Below are 25,536 nucleotides of genomic sequence, written 5' to 3' on the forward strand. Positions count from 1 at the left end.
TTGATCCCAGCGCATGCGTATTCCGTACAGGAAAAGAAGTGTGGCCTTGCCTTGCGGTGTGTCTGAAAGCCTTGTGTTGCAGCAGCGTAACCAGAGCCTGATTGTGATCATGGACAAGAAACGTTCTGCTCGGCCACAGTCCCTTTAGTCTCTTCCTGTTACCATTCCTGAAGCAGGTCGCATGTGCTGTCGTTGCTGTCGATTACTCTGGCATGCAAGGTAAAATAATAGACATGTTTCATCATAAATTGTGCATGTATACATTCATGATGTGTTATTAATATTCCATATATGTCAATTCATTGATGAATATCCTACAAATACACTTAAGTCACCAATTTATATCATAATTATTGGCTTATATGTATATGGCTATTCTATGTCCTTAATAGTTCAAGGTAGGTGTATATATTTTCATTGTGATGTTCCTTGTCTATTTTGATACCGTTCGTGTTTGCGGGTCTTCCTTGCCCGACTGAACATGGAGGATATGATGGATATGACACGGATAAAGAACTCTGTTGTTATGGTTGGCTCCTATGCAGTGATGAGTGGAACGCAGGATGATGACGTTCTGTATCCGCCTAAATCACGCAGCTTCATAGATGGCCTTGGGGGGGCTGATGTCGTCGATTATTCATCCAGTGATTATTCGCTGACGATCACGCCAAACTCTGTGGATGATCTGATTGTCAGTGTAAATGGCCAGCAGAAAGATCTTTTGAGAAATATTGAGAGGGTTATCGGTAGTTCAGCGGATGACCGGATGATAGGGGCTTCCACTAATGAAGTTTTCTTGGGTGGTCTAGGGCGGGATACCTTGGATGGCGGAGCTGGTTTTGATGGGGCAGATTATTCTGACAAGGACAAGCCTGTTGAGGTGGACCTGTCTGTCCAAGGTCCAATCGTGGCCAAGGTCGGTGGTCAGGAAGAGGATACGCTGCACAATATGGAAGCCGTTATTGGTGGCCTTGCCGGTGATACTCTGACGGCTGCTGCGGGCAAAAGCCTGCTGGCTGGCGGTGAAGGCAATGACACCCTAATTGCCAACGGGGGTGATGATATCCTGATGGGTGGAAGGGGAGCCGATATATTTGTATTCAAGTCGGTTGCAGATTCTCCGTTCAATGACCCTTCCAGAATTACTGATTTTGATTATGCGGAGGGAGACCGCATCGACCTGTCTGCCATTGATGCAAATGCATCACAAGATGGCTTCCAAGCGCTTGCCTTCAGCGATGAAAGCCCTGCTGCGCATTCTGTATGGTATAGCGTTGGGGCTGATTATGGTCTCTGGTATGCTCCGCCTGCCATTCGTGTCGATGTAACAGGTGATGCTGCCGAAGACATGATGATTTTTGTCGAGACGTGCTCTGATCTCCCGTTCCATATTACGGCAGCGGGATTAGGTTTGGTCGCGGAATAAGCACCGCTGATCATGTGCTATTTATGGTACTGTCCCCTGTAGCATCTGCCTGCTTTGGGTGTGTTGCAGGGGGCATTATATTGTAAGACTTGCGCGATATTCTGATGTCTGTCGCAGCTCTGCTCCTTCCCGTTCGTCTTTATCTCGGTTCGGCTTCTTCTTGGTTGGAGCCATTGTTCCTTTGCATTCACTTGGACAGCATTCCGCATGCCTACTTATTTTTATCGTCATTTATTAATCGATAAAATACCGACTTATTATTAACCTTGTCGGGATAAATTATATCGTATACAACCAACGCCAGGTCTGGTTGGGTTGGCTGGTATACGGAAACGTGTTATGAGCGCTGCAAGGTTAGACACGGTACTTGAGGCTCCGCCCGGGCAGGCCTCCCAATACAGTGCCGATGGCCGTTCCGGTCAGGATGTGAATCTGTTCCGGGGCACCGTTTCGTTCTCTGTTCCCTTGTTATCTCTTCCAGGGCGGGGCGGTCTGAACCTAGAGCTTCTGGCGACTTATAGCAGCGCTGTTTCAGGGCAAGTTGTGCAAAGCAATCGCGATGCGCCAACCGGCATTCTTGGACTTGGGTGGGATCTGCCCCTTGACCGGATCGATGCCCATTATGCTGTGCCGGGTGATCGGGACAGTGCCACGCTTTTCCTGACCAGCCGGGGTTCTCGTAACCGTTTGTATCGTGTTGCACGTCCCTGGCAGCGCGGGAATCTTGATATCAGTCTGTCTGCTTCCCTGGATCGCAAGGAGGTAACACCGGCGGTACAGCGTGCTTTCCTGGATCAAGGCCTGGTTCTGGACCGCGAAGCGCGTGTGACGGTTGATATTCCTGGAAAGAGCTGGTCTGTTGTTGATCCGGTCAATGCCTATATGCTGGTTGTCCGGGTTGAAGCTGGTTCTTTGTCTGTTCTGGATGGTGGTCTTCACTACGAAGCAGAAGGTTATGACTTCTCTCGCATTTGCTATTATGCACCGTTCGAGCGCTGGGAGATTTATGACACATCTGGCCTGTGCCGTATTTTTGGTGGTGCTTCCGGAACCAACGCTGCGGGGCATGGTACCAGCCAAGGGGACTCCATTGTCTGGGGCGTTCATTGGAATGGGTGGGCTGGTCCGGGAATGGTTGCCCACGATCCCGAGGGGAAGCGGATTCAGGCTCAGTATCCGTTGTCATGGTATGTATCTGCTCAGCGGGCTCCGAACCGTGATGAGATCCACTTTGCCTACAGACAGGTCCAGCCTCTTGTCGGTGTGAATGGTCTGCCGTTTACCCGGGCCATTTATCTGGAAACTGTCACCGACATGTTCGGACGTTCAGCACGTCTGATTTATGCACCAAAGCAGTATTCCAGTGAGATGTCCGGTGTGCGTGAGTATCTGGATCCGCACAGGGCTGTTCCCGATGATGCGCCCACAGCGTGGCAGGATCGTTACGAGACGCTGTTTCTTGAACGCGTGGAGTGCTGTGCCCACACAGGCGACCTGTTGTTTACAACGTGCTTCACGTATGAACTTGGGCTGTTTTCCGCTGTTCCTGACAAGGCTCCTCCCGATTTTGCCGGTACGATGACGCGGCGCGTCCTGACGGCGATAAGCCGGGTACAGGCTGATGGCAGTTTTCTTCCACCCTTGCGTATGACGTATCATCCAGCAACGGGGAGCAATCCCGGGGCAATTGCTTCGCGGCATTTACCGGAAGGGGCTGTTATTGCCTATGATTATCAGCAAAAGAGTCTGGCAAAGTGTTCGCGCAGCCTGACGGTCTTGCCGTCCTTGGCCAGTGCCAAGCCAAGGGTTTGGTTTGGTACGGACTATGCGGTTGTCATGTGGATTGCTGACAGTCGTTTCAGTCTGACGGTTTATACGTGGAATGGGCGCTGGATTGCCTGGACCCCGTCTGTGCGGCAGTACCTGCTTTCCATTGATCCGGATGGTATCAATCCGGTCTTGCGTGACGATTTCTTTGTCCTGCATGTTCCTGATGCAGATAAAGTCAGCAGTTGCATGCTGTTTTTTCACCGTGATAACCGTATTCTGGGCGGGTGGATTGAAGATCCTGCTTCTCCCCTTGGTATTGAAAGCCGCAACAGCCACGTTGTTGCTGGAGACCGTTTTCTGGCCATAGCCAACGGACAGAATAACACCGTCACCCGGTTTACATGGAACGACCTGTCGCGGTCATGGACGCAAGAGAATGTGCCGACAGAAGAGCATATGCGTGACCCATCAGTCTGGCATATCTTTCTGGCAGCGAATGCCACAGCCATGGTTGTTCTGTATTACGACGGTCTTTCCGCACCTGGTACAAAGCAAAGCCGCCTAGTCTGTCATGGTATTGGTGAAACAGGCGACTGGTCGATTCTGGATACGCGTCCGGCACCGGACATAACCATCTCCGGCCCAGATGTTCGTGCCAATTTTCACTGGGTGGCGGCATCATGGGTTTTTGCTGCCGCGTCGGTCATTGCTGATACAGGGTCCCGCCTAACGTGGCAGCTCAGCCTGTATACTTGGAAGTCTGACCGGACACTGAATACGCCGTTCCAGACTGTTGGAACCATCGACAAGACAGAAAGCGGTGTCTTGCCCTGGCAGCCGATACCCGTCATTTCAGCCTCTGGCCTGGTTGCCTGCGGGCCCGACCTGTTGCGGTTCAATGGGCGTGATTGGCTTCCCAATAACAGCTTGTCCCTGCGTAATCCCGTCATGGACGGTGCTGCATTCCGGTTTGTAGCCGGGGATGATGTGGTGGTGAAGACTGAATACACCCCGGATCAGGTCATCGGGATGTTGCAGGCTTTTGATCCCGATACCACCCTATCAGTCTGGGCTGGTGATCCGCTCCTTTTGTATGACGGTGCGCCTGTTGGAAGCGGTTTGCAGCACTATGGCTCTAGTGTTGGTGGCAATACGGTGACGTTTGGTGACCGTGTTTATGACCGAGGTGTATCAACAGACTGGAAAGAAGCCGCCCGGCATGTAACCGGCTCATTGCCCCCGGATGTGAATACGGCAACCCTTATCAATCAGGGCCCGCTGTTTTTGCTGGCTTTGGGTCAGGACAATGCCGGAAGGCCGATGACACGGATCACGATCCTGAAACCCGGGTTTATTTTCGCCGGTGAGGTTGTGCAGCAGGCTTTGTGTGAGTCTTCCGGACCGGGGAGCTTTGCAACCTTTCTGCCTTCTTATGAGCCTTTCGATCAGGCGCAGTTCTTGACCCTGTATCGGTTCCTGCATGACTCTGTACTACAACCAGTTGCAGATTTTCCTGTGCGGTCCGTGATCAGCGATAACGGTTACACTCGCGAGGAGGTGGCCTACCTCTTTGATCCGGATACGGCAGCTCTCAGCGTGCAGGGCGATGTTTGCAAATACTATACGGTTGCTGTGTCCAGAGGGCCGGGCGGTCAGAATGGTTCGACCCGTTATACCTTTATGAACGGGATTGGAGACCGTGCCCCTGGGAACCCGGTGCGGGAGGCTGTTCTGGACGGGCAGCTCCTGCGTACGGACATGCATGATGCAGGTAACCGTGTGGTGGCTAGTTATCTCAACACTTGGTCTTTTGTTGACCAAGTCCAAGATATCAGGGATGGCACGATCCGTCGTTTGCATGGCGGTTATGTGCAGTTGACATCAACGACGCGGGTTGTCGATGGCGTGACATCAACGCAGTCCTTTGCGTATGACCTGCGTACGGGACAGGTTATGCAAACGGACATGTCAGTCCTGAATTCTGTTGCGCAGACCGAGGTCCATCGCCGCCGTGTTGTGCCCGGGTGGCAGAGATATCCGCAGTTTGGCTTTCTCAACATCTTGACGCCATGGGTGGAGATAACCTCGACCGTTGCAACAGGTGATGCTGAACCGGTTGTAACCGGTCAGGCCCTGATGGAGTGGCGCTCTTTTCCCGGACCGGCCATCGGGGACGCCGGACGCCTGTCTCTTTTTTCTGAAGTGCAGGCATGGAGTCGTGTTGCCGCCGGTGTTTCTACTCCATCGGAGGATCCTGCACAGTGGTTGCGGACCGGACGTGTCGAGCATCGTAATGCCTATGGGTATCACGTAGAGACCCGAACATCGTCCGGGCTGGTTCAGAGCGAGCTGTATGCCACAGTAGGTTCCCCCCTTGTTGCTACCTTTTCCGGTGCGTCTTTGTCGGGGCAGGAAGCATACTATTACGGGTTTGAACCTTATGAGACAGCCGGGAACTGGAACTTGGACCCTGCCCGGACACCCCTTGTAACGGCCATCAGTTGCACGGGTACGCGTTGTCTGGCGGTGCCAGCAGGCGCATCTGGGGCATCCCTAGAGCTGACGCCGCGTGATCGTTCAGAGCCATTCCTGTTTTCGTTCTGGGCTTGTCTGGATCCGGCTGTGAGTGTTCATGGCCCCGTTGAATGCTGGCGTGTAGAGTATTCCGGTCCCGGTGCTGCATCGTTGCCCACACCCCGGACTGTTCAGGTTGAATCAACACAGTGGTCTTTTTATGCCATTCCTGTGGATCTGTCCGGGTGTCAGGAGCCGGTTACGGTGCATTTGACGCCGGTCAACAGTAGCAATGTCACAATCTTTATCGATAACGTGGCATTTTCGACCCGTGGCGGGTCTGTCCGGGCCCATGTTTTTGATCCTGTGACCTATCGTCTGACGGCTGAGGTTGGTCCCTATAACCAGATCCGCCGCCGCATCTATGACCGGCAGCACCGCCAGGTCGCGATCACCAACGAATTCCAGTCTGTTGTCAATGTGATCGCGCCGTATCTGGCGCGGCAAACGCAGGATGATTTCGATCCGTATACTCCCAACAGTCAGCTTGTGGTCCAGCCTATGGGGGAGACATGGTATGGCCGGTTTCGCAACAATGGCGTCTGGTCGGACGGGTTCTCGTCGACACAGCCGACGTTGTGGACCAGTGCCAACGGGCAGCTTTCTTATCATGGGTATCAACCCGGGCGGATCGATTTTACCGGGATCCGGCTTGTCACGGATTATATGGTTCGCCTGACTGCCAAGGCTGAACCTGGGTACAGCGTTAGCCTGCTTTTGGGTGATGATCTTTCTATCGCTTGGAATCCGGATACATGTGCTTGGACACTGACCGATCGCCTGAACAAGGATACGGTCCAAGGTGCCTTTACCAGTCCCACGCCATCCGGTGACTGGTTGGTTGTGCTTGGACCCCATGCTGTGATTGTGGCGCTTGATGGCCGGATTCTGTTCCGTTATCTGCCCGAGCAGTGCCCGCAGGGGCGTCCGGCGTTTGTTGCCGGAGGACCACTGGTTATCCGTGAATTTGTTGCCGGTAGCCGTTTACAGATGGCTATCCGCTATTTCGATGGATGCGGTCGTACGACGCAGGGGCATTCTGTTGAGGGGACACAGGTTGTCATCGCGACGACCCTGTATGACGAACTGGGGCGGCCAGATGTGCAGCTCAAGCCCGTTGCACTTGATATCCGTCGTGAAGGCTTCCTGTTCTGGCGCCGAGATCTGGTTACGGCTTTTGATCGTGACAGCGGTCTTGTGTCCGGGAAGGCAGCGGATGCGTGGCCGCAGGATCATGGATATCCTTATACCCGCAAACGGTTTGAGCCGTCTCCTCTGGGGCGTGTTGTCGAGACCGGTATGCCTGGTCGTGATTTTGCCATAACTAATCTTTCTACAAGTACCCCGGAAGGGAGTCATACCGTACGCTGGTCCTATGGAGCCAACACGGATGATGCACCAACCCGTCGCTTGGGTCTGCCGGTTGGTCGCTATGCCCGTGTGCAGAAAACAGACCAGAATGGTGACGTGTCCGTGATTCTGACCGATACGTTGTCCCGGACAGTGGCCACGGCCCGTTGTGTTGATTCAGAGCGTGGGCACTGGACCATCGAGAGCCAGGCCACGGTTTATACGTCTGATGGCGTACAGCAGGCGGTTCGTCTGCCGAATTTTTATACCCTTCCTTCCGGAGGGTCAGCCGATGCTTGGACCAAGCTGACACTCTCTGATCTTTCCGGACGGATTATCAGCCGCATGGATCCTGACGGTGGCTTGAAGGCGGCGGTTTTCAACGCTGCCGGACATGCGCGTTTTGCCCGGGATGCTGTTACGGCCGCCCATGGTGATGTAGTTTACAGTAAGTATGACCGCTATGGGCGGCCGCTTGAGACCGGACTCGTTGCAGCAGAATGGGACAGGCGAGCCTTGCAGGCCAAGGCGGAACAGCCGGATTGGCCACGCCCGGAGGATGGTGCCCGTGTCCTGCGTCGCTTTGTGCATGACGGTGATGGGACTGCTATCAATAATCTCGGGCATCTAGTTTCTGCGACGGAATGTGACGAAACAAGCCGTCAGGCTACCAGTATTCTTGTCTATGATCATGACGACGCCGGTCAGGTTGCAGGAAAGACGTTGCATTTGCCGCAGCTTGGCCGGGCGTATGCGACAACCTTTACCTACGACAACCTAGGTAATGTGACCGGCACAACGTATCCCTCCGGGTTTACAGTCCTGTCACAGCGTGATGCTGTCGGACGTGTCGAGCGTATGGTTGATGGAAATGGCACTGTGCTGGCTGCATGGGCATACGCACCGGGTGACCAGATTGCGGAACAGCGCATCCTTCCCGGTGCACAGGCAGCGGTGACGACAGATTATGTCTATAACAGCCCCGGGTGGCCGGTCCGTCTTTCTTCGGCCTTTATGACCGAAGAGCTGTCCTACAACAGTGGGGCTGCAAATGGTACAGCATACTACAATGGGCAGGTTTCTGCGGTCGATGTGGTCTTTTCTCTGCCAGCTTTGGCCGTGCCGGGGTTCCCGGCACGGACCTCCACCGCCTGTCGCTATGATGCAGGTGGTCGGATTCTGTCAGCCCGGACGATGGCTGATGGTGTTATCCAGCCGCGGTGGAGTTTCGGGGTTGTTACGCCGACATCCTATGATGACAACGGTAATGTTTTGTCCTGTGACCATGACGGTCAGGCAATGGCATATCGTTATCGTGCCGGTACAAACCAGGTTATCAACACTGATGGCAGTGATCATGCCGATTATGCCTTTGATGCTGTCGGTGCCGTAACGCGGGCTTCTTCAAGGGCAATTACCGATATTGTGCGTCATCCAGGTACACGGCGTGTGGACAGGATACGGACCACAGATGGTGATGTTGCCTTCGAGTATGACAGCCGCTCAAATCGTATCGTTAAGGCCACGACAGAGGGGCGCCGGATTTATGTGCGTGGTGTGAACGGCTGGACCTTGATGGAGGAGTATTGTCCGGCTTCGGGAACGCCATCGGTTACCGAATATCTCTATGGCCCCGGCGGGTTGTTTGCCATTCGGGTTGACAGACAGGTTATGCCGGTTCTGACGGATCATCTGGGGTCCGTGCGTGGGCTGGTATCGGCAGACGGAAGGCTTTCAAGCGCATTCCATTATAATGTATTTGGTGAGGTTGTAGCCCGTTACGGGGCCGGTGATCACTTGCGTTACCGCTTTACCGGGTATGAGTATGACGCAGAAACAGGCTTGTACAATGCGTCAGCCCGTCTTTATGACCCGGTATCAAAGCGTTTTTACAGTGTTGATCCCAAGGGACAGTACGCATCCTCTTATGTTTACTGTGGCAATAATCCGGTCTCTCTTCTTGATCCTACCGGAGAGGCAGCGTGGTGGGCCGTTCTTCTGGGTGCCTTGGTTGGTACGGCTGCAACCCTGCTGACAGGCGGTGCCGGTGCATTTCTGTTTGCAATGGAAGAAGGGACGGCGCTGGGGGTTTCTACCGCTGTTGCAGCGACCGCCGGTGCCGTTGGTTCCCTTGCCGGTGATGCGACAACAGCGGGAGCATCCGGTGAGCGCTTTACGCCGGTGCGGGCACTCGTTGATCTTGCCGCTGGTGCTGCCGGTGGTGCTGCGGGTGAGTTTTTTGGTGGTACAGCAGCCAATGCTGCGATCGGCCGTGCTTTCAGGGCCGGTTATTCGGCTACAGCTGTCAGCAGGATTGGCTCTATCGCATCCGGGATAGCGGGTGGTTTGTCTGGTTCTGCCGCCGCGATAGGAACGCAGGCGGCCCTCGGTGGTCAGCCCCTTTTCAGTGCAGGGAGTGGCATAACGGTGGCCTTGTCAGCTCTGGCTGGTTTTGGCGGAGCTGTTGCTGCGTCCGGGTCCTACTTCTCTTGGTTCGGGAATACGATGCCCGTGCCGTTGGGAGAAAATGAGTTTGATCTGATTGATGCCTTTACCCGGGTGAATCCAATCCCCAACCCCGAGACCGGTCACGTATATCGGTTCCTGACTCTCAATCGTGAAGAGCTTGGGATGCATTCCTCTGTTTCCTACCGTCTGAATGAAGCCGGGACCGAATTCCATGATGTGATTGACGTGCATGGTGCCGGGCGTTTTGTGTTCCCGTCCATCAAGGGCGCCGGGTATATGCGCCCGATGTCAGGCAAGCTTCTGGCACGGTATATGCGGACCCAACACCCTGACTGGGTTGGCGGCGGTACACATCCCCCGATCAAGATGTCTTGCTGCTTCAGTGCGATCCCGGGATCCCGCGGGGGGGCTGTTGGCCAAACAATTGCGACAGCCCTCAATCGAACGACCTATGGAAGTCTTGGTACGGTTTATATGATCGCAGGTGCTCCGGACTGGAAATGGGTTCGTTTTACTCCATGACCTCAACCCCATACAGGATATGACAGCTATGAGCCTTTCTGATGTTGAAGAGAAACCAGCCGTTTGCCCGAATGATGAAAGTCTGCAGACTTTGGTCCAAGTTGCGTCTCTGGAAGAGTACAAGACCCTGTTTGCAGGGGATCTGACCGATGTACAGCGTGAGGCCCATACGCAGCATCTTTCGTGTCAGCATGGGAATGCTCTTGACGGTACTGATGATAATGGGTGCCTAGCCCGCCTCAGCAACTTTGTCTATGGTGCTGGTAAACTGGCACCTCATGACAAGGCTTTTGCCAAAAAGATATTCCCTGTACAGGCCAGCAAGATAGCCGTTGAGGATATGACGGTGACAACTGATATCGTCTATGGTCCCGCTGCGGCACCTGTTTTGTTGAACGTGGGAACGTTGACGTTTGCCGGTGGATCAATTACGGCACTGAACACGGTTCTTACAATCAACGCCCGCAAAGTTGCTTTCCGTAGAGGCACTGGAACCAAGCCCTATCATATTGGTATTCTTGGTACAGACGGTGTCACCGGCATGGACGGTGCTCATGGCGATACGCCCTCCAATCAGGCTGCATCCGGCAAGGATGTCCAGCCTGCCTCTCCGGGGATCTGCACAGGTGTTGGGCCGGGCGGTCTTGGCAGCAACGGGTCCAATGGCGGGGACGGGCAGGATGGAAATATCGGCGGAACCGGGCGCCCCAGCCTGCAGGCTAACGTGACGTTTTATGAATTTGATAATCCGGCAGGAGAAAAGTTGGTCGTCTTCACGCGTTCCGGTGCTGGTGGTGCCGGCGGTCGTGGCGGAGACGGCGGTGCCGGGCAGCAGGGTGGAAATGGTGGCTGTGGTTGTGACTCTGGCTGTGAAGGCACCGATGGCGGCGATGGTGGCCGTGGTGGCAATGGTGGCGATGGCGGCAACGGTGGTCAGGGCGGTAACGCTGTCGATGGTGGTGATGTGTTCATAAAGGTTCCTGCCGAAGCAGTATCCAGCGTTGTGAGGATTGCTGATCTTGCCCATGTCGGCATTGGTGGTGCTGGTGGCTTGGGAGGCGCAGGCGGTCGTGCCGGCAACGGAGGAGCAGGCGGGAAGCATTCTTCGAAAGGAGCGGGTGGTGCGCGTGGCAACAACGGCAAGCCCGGTCAGCCCGGCAAGGAGGGGATTCGTCAGGGTAATCCCGGAAATATTTATATCAACAGTCTGTAGACGGTACGGTTATACGCATGGTGCTGACCACTGAGTCTTCGGGTTACGATCTGTCGGTCCTTCCCCGCCCGGGGGAGGACTGGCTGACCGGAACCCATTTTGTCACAGTGCCGGATCTGGAGACGGCGCGCCGTCTGTTTGGCTCGCCGGATCATGCAGTTCGTGTACGCAAGAGTGCATTGTTCTATCGCGGGATTGAGGCGCGCCAGCGCCTTCCCCAAGGGATGCATGACCGTGGCGAGGAATATGCGATTGCGGATGGCAGGCTGCATGAAGCGGACCGTGCCGGGCTTGCCAACCATCTGCCCCTGCATGTCAAGGTGATCCGTCTTCCCTACAAGCGACTTGCCCAAGGCGAGGTCTGGGATGTCAGTGTCCGTCATGGACAGTGGCCTAGCCTTGATTACATGGAAGAGCTGTATGTCTTTGTGCACGTTGATCATCTGGTTCTGGAGGAGGGGGCCCGGGTTATCGTATCGGGCAACGTGTTGTTTCTTGTATGCGGCACGCTGGAACGTGTTGCCCCGGTCAGCTCCTGGCAGGGCGTATCTGAGGACAAGTATGATATTGCGGTTCTGCCAACCCCTTTCTCTGTAGACCGGCAGCTGAGCCCTAATACAGGATGTCCTGGTATTGACGGGTTACCCGGGGATGACGGTGTTCATGGCATGTCTGTTGAGGTCGAGGGATCTCTCTTCGGTCCGGTACCGGTTCATGTTCCCGCGCAGTGCCATGCTGGGGATGGTGGGCACGGTCTGGACGGGGGCCATGGTGTGCGTGGCCGTAATGGTGGCATGTGCAAGGTGGCCGATATAAGGATCGCGCGGTTGGTGGGGTGTGACTCTTATCCCCTGCGTATTTTTTCCCGTGCTGGGTTCGGTGCTCCCGGGGGGCGCGGTGGGCAGGGAGGGCGCGGTGGTAACGGTGGGCAGGGTGGTAACGGCATCAAGTCTCTCCGTGTCTTGATGCCTTCCGGGGATGGGGGTACCGGTGGTCACGGGGGGCAGGGTGGTAACGGTGGACAGGGCGGAAACGGTGGGCTGTCATCCAATATTTTTGTCCAGGTCCCGGTGGGAACGGTGATCCAGTCTCTCTCTTTACCGTCTTCGGGTGGTCCGGGTGGTTCACCGGGTTCGGGTGGATTGCCGGGGCTTGGTGGAGCAGGGGGAGCAGCATCGCTCGGTATTTCTCCCGGGCGCCGGGGATGTGACGGGCTTCGTGGCGCTGACGGGTTGCCCGGGCGTCCGGGCCGATCGCGACCGGGAGCGGGTATTTTTGTGATTGAGTGCGACCGTTTCGGTCCAAGTTTCTGACAGTGCCCCGTATGCCTCAAGACCAAGGGATGCTCTGACCGGGACCGTTCGCTGCGGCTTTTATGTCACGTGAACAATCCGTGAGAGCTCTGCCACAATATTGAAGCCATCCCAGAGCACATCCATATCCAGGGCGTGCCCGACAGGAACAATACGGCTTATTCCACGGATACCATGGCGTAGGGTCCATTCCTGCATGGAGGATGGTGTGATGCCGAAATAGGTTAAGGTCTGGACTTTCGGGGACAAGGATGGGGCCAGATCGTCAAGGTTATGAATGTGCGTCTGGAAGAAGAAGCCACTTCGCCCGCTTTCTGTCTTAAGGCAAGGGGGAACGGTTTCTAGGTCCAGTACAGAAAGGGTAATGCCGTATGGCTGGACCGCCTGGATGTCCGGACGTATCGCCAAGGCTTTCAGGACAGAGGTGGCTTTACTGACAGCCTGTTCGGCATGCAGTGTGTATGACCTATCTTTTATGTGGTGTTCAAGGGCGTTCCAGAAACGCTGCGGATCTCTTTTCTTACCGCACCAGATGACATAACGGGGGGAAGAGCATGCGTTCTGGTCCATTGTGTATGCGTCGTTGAAGAACGCGCGGACAAGTGCAGCCAGATCATCGTCTCCCAAGTTGGCAACCGCATCGGAATCCATGACGCACAGGGACAGGCGATCAGGGAACACAACATCAACGCAGTCCGGTCGTGTCGGCATGGACCGGATGTGTGTGACGGTTGCATCGCCGCCCCAGATCATGCGGGCCGCGCAGGCACGTGACAGTGTAGCGGTTAAATCCAGATCCTTTGCATAACGGACGATGGCAAAGCGCCTAGCCATGTCTTGATAGGGAGATCCGCTGACAACATCATTCAGAATACGGCACAGGATATCGATCTCTTCAAATGGGCGTGACGGAGCCCGTACGATATTCACGTTACCGGCTAACAGGCCAAATGCCAGCGAGAGGGCTGTGTTGACGGGAGTATTGCCGGGTGCAATGTGCAGTGTCAGGCCGCGCCCAAGGCGTAGTCTGGAATCGTTGCAGAGTTCCTGTGATGCCTTGATGCCTGCAGGCCGACACCAGAAAGCAAACGTTTGCAGGTCGGGTTTCTTCCGGGCTTGTGGATCAAGACGCAGGGCCTTTGAAAAGGCACCGAGGAATTCGCAGACAGGCGGTGCAAAGGGTGGAAGGCACGTGTCACGCAGGTCACGATTTCCGGCCAGCAGATCAAGATTGGATCCTTCATCAAGCAAGGGTGTCGCTGCATCCCCTAGCTTCAGCGTCCTGGACCCGTCCATGTACAACAAAATATTTCCCCTTTCTCCCGCACGGACAATCGTCTTCCCCAAGAATCGTGGCTTCATCTTCTGTCAAAAGACTATGACCGGGATAGCTCTCGGGCAAAGCGGAAAAAACCTGAAGCAAACCTCTTTCGTTTGATACGCAAGGTTCAAGATGTGCATTCCGCACCAGAACATCCGAGAACAGGGACGGATGCAGATGGTGTTGCTCACATTCAAGAAAGATGGAGCCTGTCTGTTCAACAAGGCCATAGTAGTTATGGACAGAGCGGATACCGGTTGTTTTTTCGGCCAGCACACGGAATGCCCCGGCGCTGATCTGTTGGTCGGCCATCTTCTTCCACCCACCACCGTGGATCAGGATACCTTTTCCCAGATCAAGGCGTATACCCTGCTCCTCAAGGCACTTCAGAAATTTCGAGAACACAAGGAAGGTAAGGCCAAAGACAAAAACAGGTTGGTTACCATAACGGGCTTCAAAATCTTTCAGGGCATTCAGGTCAGTCATTCCCTGTTTGTCCAGGGCATATATGATGGGGCGCCCAAAGAGCGAGAAACCGGTCGTGGCGGCTGCGCGTGCTGATGATGCATCCGCGCCTCTTTCTGTGGATTGTGAGTCGACAACCAGCATAGGCATGCGTTCCAGCCCCGTAAAATTCACGGTAATGTGGGCAAGGACTTTTGTTTGTCGCATGATTTCAGCATGATCAAGCGCGATGCGCGAACGTGCATGGCCGGTTGTTCCTGATGACAGCAGGGTCTTCTGGACCTGGCTCCGTGGAACACTCTTTAGATCCAGTTCCTTGAAGAGGCGAACCGGCAAGAAGGGAACGTGTTCCAGAGAGGAATGCTTTTCTGTCTGGTCCGGGAAGAAAGCCATCATTTTTTTGTAAGGTGGGCAGTGTTGCACATGATGGTGCGTCAACCACGACATGCGTTCCAGAAAAAGAGGCTCTTTTTGTGAGCGACGGAGTCCGTAGGGTGGCTCTTCAAAGAAAGAATCAAGGGGCAAGAGCGTGGTCATGGCAGAGCCTGCTTCATAAGGGTGGAATAATCCGTTTTCCCTGACTCGAGACGGGGAAATGCAGGAACTGCATGAACGAAGATTCCCTTTTGATGAATGCCTGTGGCTGATTGTAGAAATGCGGCTGTGTCCTTGGCTTTGTCAGCGTCTGTGATAAAAACGTACAGTCGGTCGTCATGGCCACTGCATGCAGCGTGATAGCCGGCTCTTTCCAGCAGATGTTCTGTTTCGTCCAGGCTGACCCTGTGTCCGAATATTTTCAGGAACCGCTTCTTGCGTCCTATAATACGCAGGAATCCATCACTGTCGCGGCAGGCGATGTCCCCTGTGTGCAAGGTTCCTTTGTGGCAATCTCCCAAGGTCAGGTCTTCTGCAGATTGTGCCAAGCCAAGTGAGACATTGGGTCCTTGATAGACAAGCTCGCCTGGCCGTTCCGGTTCCTGTATCGGATTCCCGGCTTCATCAATCAGGAACATGCTTCCCCCGGGGATTGGAATGCCGATGGTATGTCCCTTGGAAGGCATGGCATCCCAAGGGACGCAGGACATGCGCGCGGTTGCTTCTGTCTGTCCATACATGACCCGGAACTGTCTGTTGTTTCTTGCGCATGACTGTACAAATGACTGGATATCGTCTGGATCCATACGTCCCCCGGCCTGTGTCAGCAGGCGCAAGGCGGGTAAGTCCATCGTGTCAAGGCGCAGGCGCTTCAATGTCTGGTAAATAAACGGCACGCCACCAAAGTTTGTGACGCGATGCTCCCGTACGGCTTGCCAGAAAGCAGGTGTAACCACTGCGTTCTCTGTCACAAAAACAGACGCGCCGACAAGCAGATGGGAATGGATGATTGATAATCCGTAGCTGTAGCTGAAGGGCATCGTGGTGATTGCACGGTCAGACTGTCTGAGGTCGAGCGATTGTGCAATCGATGCTGCATTGCTGAGAATGTTATCGCGGGAAATCCGGACGAAAGACTGGCTTCCCGTTGATCCTGATGTCGTGAGAAGAAGGGACAGTTGATCGTGCATTGCGGGGCTTTCTCCCCGGTGCATCAGGACATAGCCGTTTCTTTGTCGCACGACCCGGGCTTGCCCGAAGGCTGATGCATGATCCAGTGGACATAGGATGTAACCCGGGTTCAGGCGATTCGTAATGTCTACAAGATGGTGCTGCGATACGGAGTGATGCACCAAGGCTGGTACGGAATTTGCGCGCATCAGCCCGATATATGCAATAACAGCTTCCGGGCAATTCTGGCATAGGGTCAGTACAAGGTTGCGCCCTGCAACGGCATTTGCCCAGAAGTCAGTCTGAATAGAAAGGTCGTGGTATGACACTTCACCGCCATATTCAGACAGAAGAGCAATTTTTTGTTGATGCAGATCCAGATCAGAAAATAAATCCTTCATACGCAACAGTATCCTTGGAGCATAAAGAAGGCCCCCAATCCCCATGTCATACGCTGCACGTATGCAAGGCTATCGCTTCCCTATTCAGTTTATTATGACATGGCCTCTTGGTCCGGCGAACGTAAAGTTATATCAGTTATGATGTGGTGGTGCCTGATCTGTCAGAATCTTAAGATCATATTGAAACTGCTGCCTTGATTGTGTCGGAATATTACCCATACTTTTTTCCAACCACGAGAACACGCCCTTATAAAAGGCAGAGATTAATGAGAATTATGCCTTTGTGTTGTGTGCAGTCCATCCGGTCCGAAGCCGTTCCATATACAGATAGATAACCGGGGTGATGTATAGGGTTAGTGCCTGGGAAACAATCAAGCCACCGACAACGGCAAGACCCAGCGGTTGCCGCAGTTCAGCGGCAGCGCCATAGGCTGCTGCAATGGGCAGGGTGCCCACAATCGCTGTCATGGTGGTCATCATGATCGGGCGGAACCGGATCAGGCAGGCCTTTTCTATGGCATCGCGGGCAGAAAGCCCCTCGATACGTCGGGCATCCAGCGCGAAGTCAATCATCATGATGGCGTTCTTCTTGACAATCCCGATCAGCATCAACAGCCCGATCATGGCAATGACGCTCAGTTCTACATTGAAGAGCATCAATGTTGCCAAGGCCCCGACCGAGGCCGAGGGTAATCCGGACAAGATTGTAAGGGGGTGAATGTAGCTTTCGTACAGTATGCCTAGAACGGCATAGATAACGAGAATTGCAGCGCCCAGAAGAAGGGTCTGGTTCTGCATGGACTCCCGGAATATTTCTGCCGTACCTGAAAAACTGGTGCTGACCGAGGCTGGAAGGCCAAGGGTTTGTTCTAGGGCTCGGATGGCTGTAACGGCATCCCCAAGCGCAGCCCCCTGTGCAAGATTGAATGAGAGTGTGACCGCCGGGGTTTGTCCTTGGCGGTTGACGCTCATGGGACCGGATGTTCGTTTCAGTGTCGAAAAAGCCCCCAGAGGGACCAGTTCCCCGCCATTGGCGCGTACATGAATGCGTGACAGGCTGCTTTCGTCTTGCTGGAAGCGTGGTTCCAGTTCCAGGATGACGGCATAGTCGTTGCTGTCGGTGTAAATGGTGGAAATTTGCCTCTGCCCAAAGGCGCTGTATAGCGCCGCACGAACAGCATCAACCCGGATCCCCAGCAGCGCAGCCTTGTCCCTGTCTATATTGACAAAAACCTGCGGATTGGACAGTTCTAAGTCACTGGCAACATCAACCATATGCGGGTCCGCACGCATGGCTTCTTCTAGGCGTGCGGACCATGCATACAGCTCTGTGCTGTCCAGGGCCTGTATCGTGTACTGATACTGGCTTTTGGATGTTCGTCCCCCCAGCCGCAGGTTCTGGGTTGGTACCATGAAGACGGAAATCCCAACCTCGCGGGCGACCTGACGCCGTAGATCCGCAATAACGGCTTGTATGGGGGGGCGTTCACCACGTGGGCGCAGACTGACGAACAGGCGACCAGAATTTATGGCCGTTGTTGCTCCTCCCCCGACAGCCGATGTTACCCCGCTGACAGCAGGATGGGCGCGTACAATCCGGGCAATGCGGGAATGAGCTGTGACCATGGCCGGGAAAGCGATGTCTTTTGATGCTTCTGTAATGGCGACAAATTGCCCGATATCTTCTTCGGGGAAGAAGCCCTTGGGAATCGTGACAAACAGAACCAGCGTCAGGATTACGGTTGCTGCGGCAACGCTTGCGGTCAGGCCGTGATGCTGCAGGCACCACGACAGAGAACGGGCATAACCGGCTTCTATCCAGTCCAGCCTACGGGACAGGGTTTGCCCCAGCGGGCTTTCCTCGCGCTCTAGGTCATGGCGTGTCAGCAGGCGGGAGCATAGAAAGGGTGTCAACGTCAGGGATACCAAGGCCGATATAACCAAGGCCATGGTCACGACGACAGCAAATTCATGAAACAAACGCCCCAGAACACCGCCCATCAGAAGGATGGGAATAAAGACAGCCACTAGGGACAGGGTGATGGAGACAATGGTAAACCCAATCTCGCGGGAGCCTTTCAGGGCGGCTTCGAAGGGTGGTGTTCCGGCTTCGATATGCCGGACAATGTTCTCCAGCATCACAATGGCGTCATCTACAACTAGGCCGACCGAAAGGGTCAGGGCCAGAAGCGAGATATTGTCGATGGAAAATCCCATAAGGTGCATGCCCCCCGCCGTGCCCAGAAGGGACAGGGGGACGGCTACGGCGGGAATGATGGTAGCCGTGGTCCGGCGCAGGAACAGGAAAATCACCAGAATGACCAAGATAATGATCAGGAGCAGGGTGAACTGGACATCATCCACCGCTTCACGGATGGATTGGGCCCTGTCGCTGACAATATCAATCGATACCGATGGGGGGAGCCGTGTGCGCAGATCCGGAAGGAGCCTTTGTATATCATCAACAACCTGCACGGTATTGGCGTCGGGTTGCCTCTGAACAGCCAGAACAATGGCCCTATTGTCATTATGCCAGCTGGCAGCACGGTCGTTTTCCACGCTGTTGCTGACTGTGGCCACATCGCCAAGGCGAATGGGCGCTCCTTTGCGAACCGCAAGGATCAGGTTCCCGAAGGCTTGTGCATCGGGAAGTTGGTCGTTGGACGTCAGGACCAGCTGCCGGGAATCCCCGGACAGGATGCCGACAGGGGTATTCGCATTGGCTGCGGCGACCGCTGTTTGCAGGTCGTCAAGAGTCAGGTTCCGTGCGGAAAGGGCATCAGGGTCAGCCTTGATCCGGACTGCATATTTCTGTGAGCCATAAACTAGAACCTGTGCGACCCCCGGCAGGGCAGAAATACGGGGCTGTACAACGGATTCCGCATACTCGTTGATATCGGGCAAGCTGACCAGCGGTGAGGACAGGGCCAGAATGGCAATCGGGGAGTCCGCCGGATTGACCTTGCGCCAGGTCGGCGGTGTTGTCATATCGTCCGGCAGGCGGCGCTGGGCCCGGGAGATGGCCGCCTGGATATCCTGGGCGGCGGCATCAATATTGCGGTCGAGGACGAATTCCACCGACAGGCTGGTGCTGCCATTCCGGGAACTGGAGGTGATGGTGCGGATGCCTGCAATGGTGGAAAACTCACGCTCCAGAATGGCTGCAACGGATACAGCCATGGTTTCAGGGCTGGCACCGGGCAGGGATGCGCTGACGCTGATGACGGGGAAATCCACATTGGGGAGGGCTGCGACGGGAAGCTGCCGCCACGCAGCCAAGCCGGCCATAACAACGCTCAGCGACAGGAGAACCGTCATGACCGGGCGGCGTATGAACAGTTCGGATATGTTCATGGTGCGGCCTTCCCGTTCTCCGGCTTTTCCGGATCCTGTTCGAAGACCGCAGATCCTTCCACCAACCGCGAGGCCCCCTGTATGACAACCCGTTCACCTGTGCTCAGGCCCTTGTCTATAACGGCAAGGCCATCAAGGCTGCGTGCAACATTGACGGGGCGAGCCGCTACCGTTTTGTCTGCACTGACCACAAAGACGTACTGCCCTCCCTGGCTTGTCAGGACAGCCGTATCCGGAATGGTCAGGGCATCGTGGTCCACGCGCAGGGTCAAAGTTATACTAACCAGCTGTCCGGGCCACAGCTGTGTCTCTTCATTGGGGAATCGGGCTTTGAGCATGATAGTGCCGGACTGGCGGTCTACTGTGTTGTCAATAAACACCAGCTTGCCGGCCACCGGAGAAGACGAGACCTGCGGGGTCGTGGCAATGACATCCAAGGGCGCACGGCCTTGGCCGTATCGAACGATCCCCAGAAGAGATTCCGGCAGGTTGAAGGATACCTCTATCGGGCGAATGGCGGTCAGTGTTACCAAGGGATCGGTATCCGATGGACGGACGCTGGACCCGGGTCGCACGGAAATGGCCCCCGTATAGCCGCCCATCGGGGCAACAATCTGGGTATGGCCCAAGGCAACCCGTGCGCTTTCAATGGCAGCCATGCCGGCATTGACCGTTGCCTGCAGGGCATCAACTCCGGCAATGGCGGCTTCGTAGGCTTGGCGGGATGTAGCCTGGTGACGGACTAGGTCGGCGTAACGGCGCGCATCGCCCTGTGCCTTGCCCAGTTGTGCCCGGTCACGGGCCAAGTTTGCTTCGGCCTCGGCCAGTTCTGCTTTCAGGGAACGGTCATCCAAGGTGAACAGCAGCTCTCCCTGCCGGACTTCTTGTCCTTCGGAAAAATGGATAGCCTCGACCACGCTTTCAACACGGGCCCGGAGACCAACACGGGCAACCGGAAGGACTGTTCCCGGAGCAGAGAAAAGGTAAGGTACAGAACGGGTGTCGGCTATGGCGGTAACCACGGGTACGGGGCGTGCGGCCCGGGCGTTGTCTGCGGATCGTCTTTCTTTTCCTGCCCACCAGACATAACCGGCCAGGAGCAGGGCCAAGGCAAGAAAAATACGAATGGTCTGGCGTGGCATCATAGCTCCGGCGGGTGAGTATCGTGCTGAAAAACAAGGGGTTGAATCTAATGTGCAATTGTTCGCATTTCAATGTTCCTGTCTTGCACAGAGTAACGCAGGTATTATGCCGTGTGACCCATCTCTTGTAACGGAGACCCTGTGCTGCCAGTCTGTGGGGACAGACAGCGGTCAGGGGGGCCGGTTGTGTCATCTTTTCAGGCTTGCCGTGGTCATCTGCGGCTAACCCGTGGTGCGCCTGCATTCCGGTTTATTGATCTTTTTGCCGGCATAGGGGGCATGAGGCGCGGCTTCGAGGCTGTTGGCGGTGCGTGTGTCTTTACCAGCGAGTGGAATCGTTACTCCCGGGAAACATATCAGGCCAACTTTGGATGCGACGATCATCCTTTCGAGGGTGATATTACGGCTGTTTCTGAGGCGCAAATCCCTGAACATGACGTCCTTCTGGCCGGCTTTCCGTGCCAGCCCTTCTCTATTGCCGGTGTTTCGAAAAAGAATGCTCTCAAGCGTCCCCATGGTTTTGACTGTCAGACCCAAGGCACGCTGTTTTTCGAGATTGAACGTATTCTGGCTACCCATCGTCCCCGCTTCTTCGTGCTGGAGAACGTCAAGAACCTTGTGTCGCATGACAAGGGAAGAACGTTTGATGTTATCCGGACATCCTTGACCCGCCAGCTTGGATACCACATTGCGTGGCGTATTCTTGATGCCCGTCCCTTTGTTCCACAGCACCGCGAACGTATTTTTATTATCGGCTTTCGTGATGGTGGGGATGAGTTTAATTTCCAGGCCATGCCGGTGCCAGATCGCGATCGATGGCCCATCATGGCTGATATTCTTCACCCTGAAGATGGAACCGAGGCCCCGGATCCACCTTATACCGGCCCGGGTGGTGTGGTGGATCCACGTTATGTCCTGTCATCGCGCCTGTGGGTATATCTACAGGACTATGCGGCCCGTCACCGGGCCCGGGGCAATGGCTTTGGGTATGGTTTGGTAGGACCGGGCAGTGCGGCCCGAACTCTTTCGGCTCGCTATTACAAGGATGGTTCGGAAATACTGGTGGCCCGTCCTTCCGGCCCGCCGCGCCGTTTGACCCCGCGTGAATGTGCACGTCTGATGGGGTTTGATAGCCCGGGTCGCAGCGACTTTATAATCCCGGTATCAGATACGCAGGCCTATCGCCAGCTTGGCAATGCTGTTGTTGTGCCGGTGGTTCAGGCGTTGGCCCGCTACCTGTCTCCGTGGATTGTCGGGGTGTGTGCGCCATCTTATACAGAAGAGGCTGGTGTTGGTTGATTGCGTCAACGCGTAAACCCGAAGCCTCATGATGGCTGGCATAGGTAGCTGCAACACGGTTCCGGAACGTCTTGTACGCTCCGCCCTTTACCGTCTTGGGTTTCGCTACAGGCTGAATGACAAACGTTTGCGGGCGACACCGGACCTTGTTTTTCCCCGTTATCGGGCGGTGATCATGGTTCACGGTTGCTTCTGGCATGGGCATGACTGCCCGCTGTTTCGTCTCCCTGCCACGCGTACAGCCTTTTGGGCTGCCAAGATCGAGGGAAATCGCACGCGTGACCAAAACGTACAGCAGCGGTTGGTTGCAGCGGGCTGGAGAGTTCTGACGATCTGGGAATGTGCCCTGAAAGGGCGGTTGCGTCAGGATCCGGGCTATCTGGCCGGGCAGGTGTCCCAATGGTTGCGCGATGATCTGCCGTGTCACGCTATCCGGGGTGAGCAGGGCTAGAGTCTGAGCTTGATGTGTGTTCCTTGTGCTGGCGTCGCAAACAGCATCGCCAAGGTAAACAGAGCATGTATTACGAAGAGCAATATCCCGACAGCCAGCGCAATGCCTGCCAACACTATCATCATCACAAGAGCTAATGCAGCGGCAAGAGTGCGGAGTTTTCTTTTCATAATGGACGCCTTGTCGTCTGCTGAGCGGCTAGGATGACCTTCTCTACTTGCTGACGTCTGTTGTGTCCAGAGACCGAAGATGCCAGATCGATGTGCCCGTCGGCCATCGCGTGGCCAAGTGCGGCGATGCCTTCACCAAGCTCGGCCATCACGTGATTGGCGTTTGCCGTCTGCTCCAGGCGATGGACACCACCCAGACCGGCCTGCGCCAGTACGTGTTCCGCAAAAGCAACCGGCAAGACCCGAAAGTAAGAAAACAGCGCCGCAACACTTGGCACCGTTTCCCCCCGATGGTGAGCCTTGATCGTTCGCGTGTCGATCCCTGTCCACCGGGACAGCTCTTCCCTGGACATGCGACCCGGGCCGACAAACATGTTCAGCGCCGTGGAAATGCTCTGCTTTAACGCATCAGTGTTGATCGTCCAGTTTTCTGACATGGATTTGCACTCGCCTTGCAGGTGATGCTTCCCCCTGCGATGAAAAAGGGGGGATGATGGATATCGAGACATTGCTGAAACATGCGCCGCCCCTGGGAACACCGGACCGTGCTGAATGGAACAGGAGCCTGGGGGCGGATATCGACACAATGCTCAGGGCTGTGCGCATTCAGGTGCGCCTAGCCCGGAAAATGGCCCTCAGCGTGCGAGGGCGACCGCAAGGACCTCATCAAGATCGAAGCCAAGCGCCTGATGGATCCTGACCGCCATCCGTGGTGAGACACGCCCGATCTTGAGGGCGCGGGATATACTGCCTTGACCCATGGCAATCTTGCGGCTGAGCGCACTTTGCGACCCAGCCACACCAACAGCCTGTTCCATGAAATGTATGGCCCGGAGCTGTGCTTCTGTCATGCTTTCCTCCATCTATAAATAGATGAACAAGCTATCGATAATTATGTGGACCGTCAAGGACATGAAATGGGGTAGAAGAGAGTCATGACCGAATACGATCTTGATAGCATCGGCGGACGCCTGAAGAAGTTGCTGGCCGACCGGAACATGTCGATCAGCGAGCTTGCGCGCCGTGTCCGGGCCTCGCAGTCGTCCATATCCTTCCTGATTGCGGGCAAAACCCGTACCACGTCAAAGCTGGCCGAGATTGCACGGGTCCTGGACGCGGATATTGCGTGGCTGGCGACAGGTCAGCCCAATCAGGACAGGGCAACATCAGGTCTTGATCGTGAACTGATGCGCTATGTGATTGCGCAATCCCTGTCAGGACTGCTGCAGGGGGGGCTTACCCCGGCCCAGGTTGCCGATGTCCTGATCGGCCTTCACGACAGCTGGCGCGGGAACGGGGCAGAAGCGGTAACGGCGTCGAAGACGGAGAGCTGACAGCCTGCTGAATGTAAAGAGCAAGTTCAGATTGTTGAGCGGCGCAATAGACGGAGCTGCTCGATCAGCTCTGGCAAGCACTCTTGTACGGTATCCCATACAACGCAAAGATTAATCTCGAAGTATCCATGGGCAATTCGGTTCCGCATGCCGCGCATACTGCGCTAGGGGACTTCGGGATGCTCGGCGACAAAAGCGCCATACCCACTTATAATCTTGGCGGTAAATATCCTTTTGAGTGCATCTATCCGGCTCCAGTGCGCCAAAAAGCTGTACAGCTGTCTTGTGCGGGCCATAGCCGATAGGCATGTTACGCCAGCGGATTTCGCTCTTGATCGTGTAGATGGTCCCGCTGGTCACCCATCGGTCATCCACCCGCAGGACACCATGAGGCAATGGCAAAAACGGCTCGATGCCTAAGCATTTGCGGTGGGGACAATGAAAGTAAATCAGTCATGGTGGCCTCTCCGCCATAACCAGAAACACAAACACCAGTCCTAGCCTAAGCCGTTAAGGAGACCCAAGCCTAAAGCATGCTTCAATTTCAGCACCCCTTGCCCAAGGTGCGAGAAGAAACGTTCTAAGACGCCCCTCGGTCAAGATGTCAAGGTTGATGCGACCATGGTCTGATGCAAACGTAAACATATGAGTAAGGCCGTGTGCCTCAGCCATCGCGCGAAGCGACGCAGGAGTATACGGTCTCACATGTGTATAGTCTTCCCAGAACGCGGTTCCAACCCTCCGAATGTTTGGTGTGCGAACATACAGACAGCCGCCTGGCCGCAACGTTCTTTTCGCCTCTTTGAGGAAGAGCAACGGATCTGCAAGGTGTTCGATAACGTGATTCATCATGATCACGTCAACCGTCTTGTCTTCTAGGGGTAGACTCTCAGTCTCAATATTCACTCTGTAGAACTCAATGCCTTTTTCCTTTAAGGTGCAGGCAAAGTCGTCGCCTTGGTCTATGCCGATGCGTCGCAGGCCAGAGCGATGTAGCGAGAGCGCCCAACCGTCCCCGGGGCCAACCTCAAGAACGGTGATATCTCCCGAGTTTCCTTTAGAGCAAAGCGACAGCACCCGGTCCAGAAACAGGGCATGCCGACTTGACTGCCCCATCTTTTGAGCCTTGGCATCCAGTAGGGAACGAAAAAAACCGCCAATTAATCGGGGCTTGTGAGTAGAAAGCGTGCTTCTGTAGTACGCGAGATAGCCTTTATAATCACTCATGAGTTTTCCAACTTGGGCGTGCAGTATTAAGCGCGATAATTAGGTGAGGGCTACCCAATGATAAGTGTGATTGGAAGGATATCGCAAGCAGTAAAGAAACATATAGCCAATAAAGGCGGAAGATATCTATCTCTACTTAAGGATCATGAAAAGGGATGATTCTGGTCAATGTTTCAATGGCGATAATCTT

General features: G+C 55.1%; 17 protein-coding genes. 7 read left to right on the forward strand and 10 right to left on the reverse strand.

Features of this window, described 5'->3' with window-relative positions; translation table 11 throughout:
- Positions 1–499: 499 nt before the first annotated feature.
- The 4 genes from AY555_RS04450 (at position 500) to AY555_RS12250 (ending at position 12,637) form a co-directional block, all read left to right on the forward strand.
- On the forward strand, positions 500–1,426 hold the full coding sequence (locus tag AY555_RS04450; RefSeq protein WP_167798487.1) for a calcium-binding protein: 927 nt from the start codon (positions 500–502) through the stop codon (positions 1,424–1,426).
- 339 nt (positions 1,427–1,765) lie between these two features.
- Entirely contained in the window at positions 1,766–10,111 is an 8,346-nt protein-coding gene (locus AY555_RS04455; protein ID WP_066133977.1) for an RHS repeat-associated core domain-containing protein, read from the forward strand.
- A 28-nt stretch (positions 10,112–10,139) separates the two neighbouring features.
- Positions 10,140–11,324 (forward strand): hypothetical protein, encoded by a 1,185-nt coding sequence (locus AY555_RS04460; protein WP_066133979.1) that lies wholly within the window; start codon positions 10,140–10,142, stop codon positions 11,322–11,324.
- Between the two features lie 17 nt (positions 11,325–11,341).
- Positions 11,342–12,637, forward strand: coding sequence for a hypothetical protein (locus tag AY555_RS12250; protein WP_066133983.1), 1,296 nt, complete (start codon positions 11,342–11,344; stop codon positions 12,635–12,637).
- A gap of 60 nt (positions 12,638–12,697) precedes the next feature.
- Here AY555_RS12250 and AY555_RS04470 read toward each other — a convergent pair whose 3' ends face one another.
- From AY555_RS04470 to AY555_RS04490, 5 genes are all read right to left on the reverse strand, one after another.
- The gene (locus AY555_RS04470) at positions 12,698–13,933 is read right to left on the reverse strand and encodes an acyl-CoA reductase (RefSeq protein ID WP_082811857.1); all 1,236 of its coding nucleotides are present in this window, start codon (positions 13,931–13,933) and stop codon (positions 12,698–12,700) included.
- Entirely contained in the window at positions 13,881–14,960 is a 1,080-nt protein-coding gene (locus tag AY555_RS04475) for a LuxE/PaaK family acyltransferase (protein ID WP_066133990.1), read from the reverse strand. Before AY555_RS04475 ends, AY555_RS04470 begins: the two co-directional genes overlap by 53 nt.
- Positions 14,957–16,369 carry an AMP-binding protein gene (locus tag AY555_RS04480; RefSeq protein ID WP_066133993.1) on the reverse strand — a complete coding sequence of 471 codons (1,413 nt, stop codon included), beginning with the start codon at positions 16,367–16,369 and terminating at the stop codon, positions 14,957–14,959. The genes AY555_RS04475 and AY555_RS04480 overlap by 4 nt, the downstream gene beginning before the upstream one ends.
- 273 nt (positions 16,370–16,642) lie before the next feature.
- Positions 16,643–19,723 (reverse strand): efflux RND transporter permease subunit, encoded by a 3,081-nt coding sequence (locus AY555_RS04485; RefSeq protein ID WP_066133995.1) that lies wholly within the window; start codon positions 19,721–19,723, stop codon positions 16,643–16,645.
- Positions 19,720–20,868, reverse strand: coding sequence for an efflux RND transporter periplasmic adaptor subunit (locus AY555_RS04490; protein ID WP_082811859.1), 1,149 nt, complete (start codon positions 20,866–20,868; stop codon positions 19,720–19,722). Before AY555_RS04490 ends, AY555_RS04485 begins: the two co-directional genes overlap by 4 nt.
- Positions 20,869–21,051: 183 nt before the next feature.
- On the opposite strand from AY555_RS04490, the gene dcm reads away from it, so the two are divergent.
- Both dcm and AY555_RS04500 read left to right on the forward strand, forming a co-directional pair.
- On the forward strand, positions 21,052–22,164 hold the full coding sequence (gene dcm, locus AY555_RS04495) for a DNA (cytosine-5-)-methyltransferase (protein ID WP_066134004.1): 1,113 nt from the start codon (positions 21,052–21,054) through the stop codon (positions 22,162–22,164).
- A gap of 28 nt (positions 22,165–22,192) precedes the next feature.
- Complete coding sequence (locus AY555_RS04500; protein WP_167805602.1) at positions 22,193–22,615, forward strand: very short patch repair endonuclease; 423 nt, start codon at positions 22,193–22,195, stop codon at positions 22,613–22,615.
- Here AY555_RS04500 and AY555_RS11755 read toward each other — a convergent pair.
- From AY555_RS11755 to AY555_RS04510, 3 genes are all read right to left on the reverse strand, one after another.
- Entirely contained in the window at positions 22,612–22,785 is a 174-nt protein-coding gene (locus tag AY555_RS11755; RefSeq protein ID WP_156483294.1) for a hypothetical protein, read from the reverse strand. The two genes, AY555_RS04500 and AY555_RS11755, sit on opposite strands and share 4 nt — an antisense overlap.
- A complete protein-coding gene (locus tag AY555_RS04505) occupies positions 22,782–23,222 on the reverse strand; it encodes a hypothetical protein (protein WP_066134010.1) in 441 nt (146 codons plus the stop codon). The genes AY555_RS11755 and AY555_RS04505 overlap by 4 nt, the downstream gene beginning before the upstream one ends.
- A 198-nt stretch (positions 23,223–23,420) precedes the next feature.
- Entirely contained in the window at positions 23,421–23,636 is a 216-nt protein-coding gene (locus AY555_RS04510; RefSeq protein WP_066133209.1) for a hypothetical protein, read from the reverse strand.
- A gap of 84 nt (positions 23,637–23,720) precedes the next feature.
- Between AY555_RS04510 and AY555_RS04515 the strand changes: the two genes are divergently transcribed.
- A complete protein-coding gene (locus AY555_RS04515; RefSeq protein WP_066133211.1) occupies positions 23,721–24,119 on the forward strand; it encodes a helix-turn-helix domain-containing protein in 399 nt (132 codons plus the stop codon).
- 26 nt (positions 24,120–24,145) lie between these two features.
- Here AY555_RS04515 and AY555_RS12110 read toward each other — a convergent pair whose 3' ends face one another.
- Positions 24,146–24,277, reverse strand: a complete 132-nt coding sequence (locus AY555_RS12110; RefSeq protein WP_322099100.1) for a HepT-like ribonuclease domain-containing protein — start codon at positions 24,275–24,277, stop codon at positions 24,146–24,148.
- 352 nt (positions 24,278–24,629) lie between these two features.
- A complete protein-coding gene (locus AY555_RS04520; RefSeq protein ID WP_066134013.1) occupies positions 24,630–25,346 on the reverse strand; it encodes a class I SAM-dependent methyltransferase in 717 nt (238 codons plus the stop codon).
- Positions 25,347–25,536 lie beyond the last annotated feature (190 nt).

Source organism: Haematospirillum jordaniae (assembly GCF_001611975.1).
In the GTDB taxonomy this organism is placed as follows: domain Bacteria; phylum Pseudomonadota; class Alphaproteobacteria; order Rhodospirillales; family Rhodospirillaceae; genus Haematospirillum; species Haematospirillum jordaniae.

Bases quoted from the DNA above. Each gene is read 5' to 3' on its own strand.
- AY555_RS04505 (WP_066134010.1), bottom strand. From the start codon at position 23,222: ATGTCAGAAAACTGGACGATCAACACTGATGCGTTAAAGCAGAGCATT.
- AY555_RS12250 (WP_066133983.1), top strand. From the start codon at position 11,342: ATGGTGCTGACCACTGAGTCTTCGGGTTACGATCTGTCGGTCCTTCCC.
- AY555_RS04470 (WP_082811857.1), bottom strand. From the start codon at position 13,933: ATGGACGGGTCCAGGACGCTGAAGCTAGGGGATGCAGCGACACCCTTG.
- AY555_RS11755 (WP_156483294.1), bottom strand. From the start codon at position 22,785: ATGAAAAGAAAACTCCGCACTCTTGCCGCTGCATTAGCTCTTGTGATG.
- AY555_RS04475 (WP_066133990.1), bottom strand. From the start codon at position 14,960: ATGACCACGCTCTTGCCCCTTGATTCTTTCTTTGAAGAGCCACCCTAC.
- AY555_RS04450 (WP_167798487.1), top strand. From the start codon at position 500: ATGACACGGATAAAGAACTCTGTTGTTATGGTTGGCTCCTATGCAGTG.
- AY555_RS04485 (WP_066133995.1), bottom strand. From the start codon at position 19,723: ATGAACATATCCGAACTGTTCATACGCCGCCCGGTCATGACGGTTCTC.
- AY555_RS04500 (WP_167805602.1), top strand. From the start codon at position 22,193: ATGATGGCTGGCATAGGTAGCTGCAACACGGTTCCGGAACGTCTTGTA.
- AY555_RS04510 (WP_066133209.1), bottom strand. From the start codon at position 23,636: ATGACAGAAGCACAGCTCCGGGCCATACATTTCATGGAACAGGCTGTT.
- AY555_RS04460 (WP_066133979.1), top strand. From the start codon at position 10,140: ATGAGCCTTTCTGATGTTGAAGAGAAACCAGCCGTTTGCCCGAATGAT.
- AY555_RS04515 (WP_066133211.1), top strand. From the start codon at position 23,721: ATGACCGAATACGATCTTGATAGCATCGGCGGACGCCTGAAGAAGTTG.
- AY555_RS04520 (WP_066134013.1), bottom strand. From the start codon at position 25,346: ATGAGTGATTATAAAGGCTATCTCGCGTACTACAGAAGCACGCTTTCT.
- AY555_RS04480 (WP_066133993.1), bottom strand. From the start codon at position 16,369: ATGAAGGATTTATTTTCTGATCTGGATCTGCATCAACAAAAAATTGCT.
- AY555_RS04455 (WP_066133977.1), top strand. From the start codon at position 1,766: ATGAGCGCTGCAAGGTTAGACACGGTACTTGAGGCTCCGCCCGGGCAG.
- AY555_RS04490 (WP_082811859.1), bottom strand. From the start codon at position 20,868: ATGATGCCACGCCAGACCATTCGTATTTTTCTTGCCTTGGCCCTGCTC.
- AY555_RS12110 (WP_322099100.1), bottom strand. From the start codon at position 24,277: ATGCGCGGCATGCGGAACCGAATTGCCCATGGATACTTCGAGATTAAT.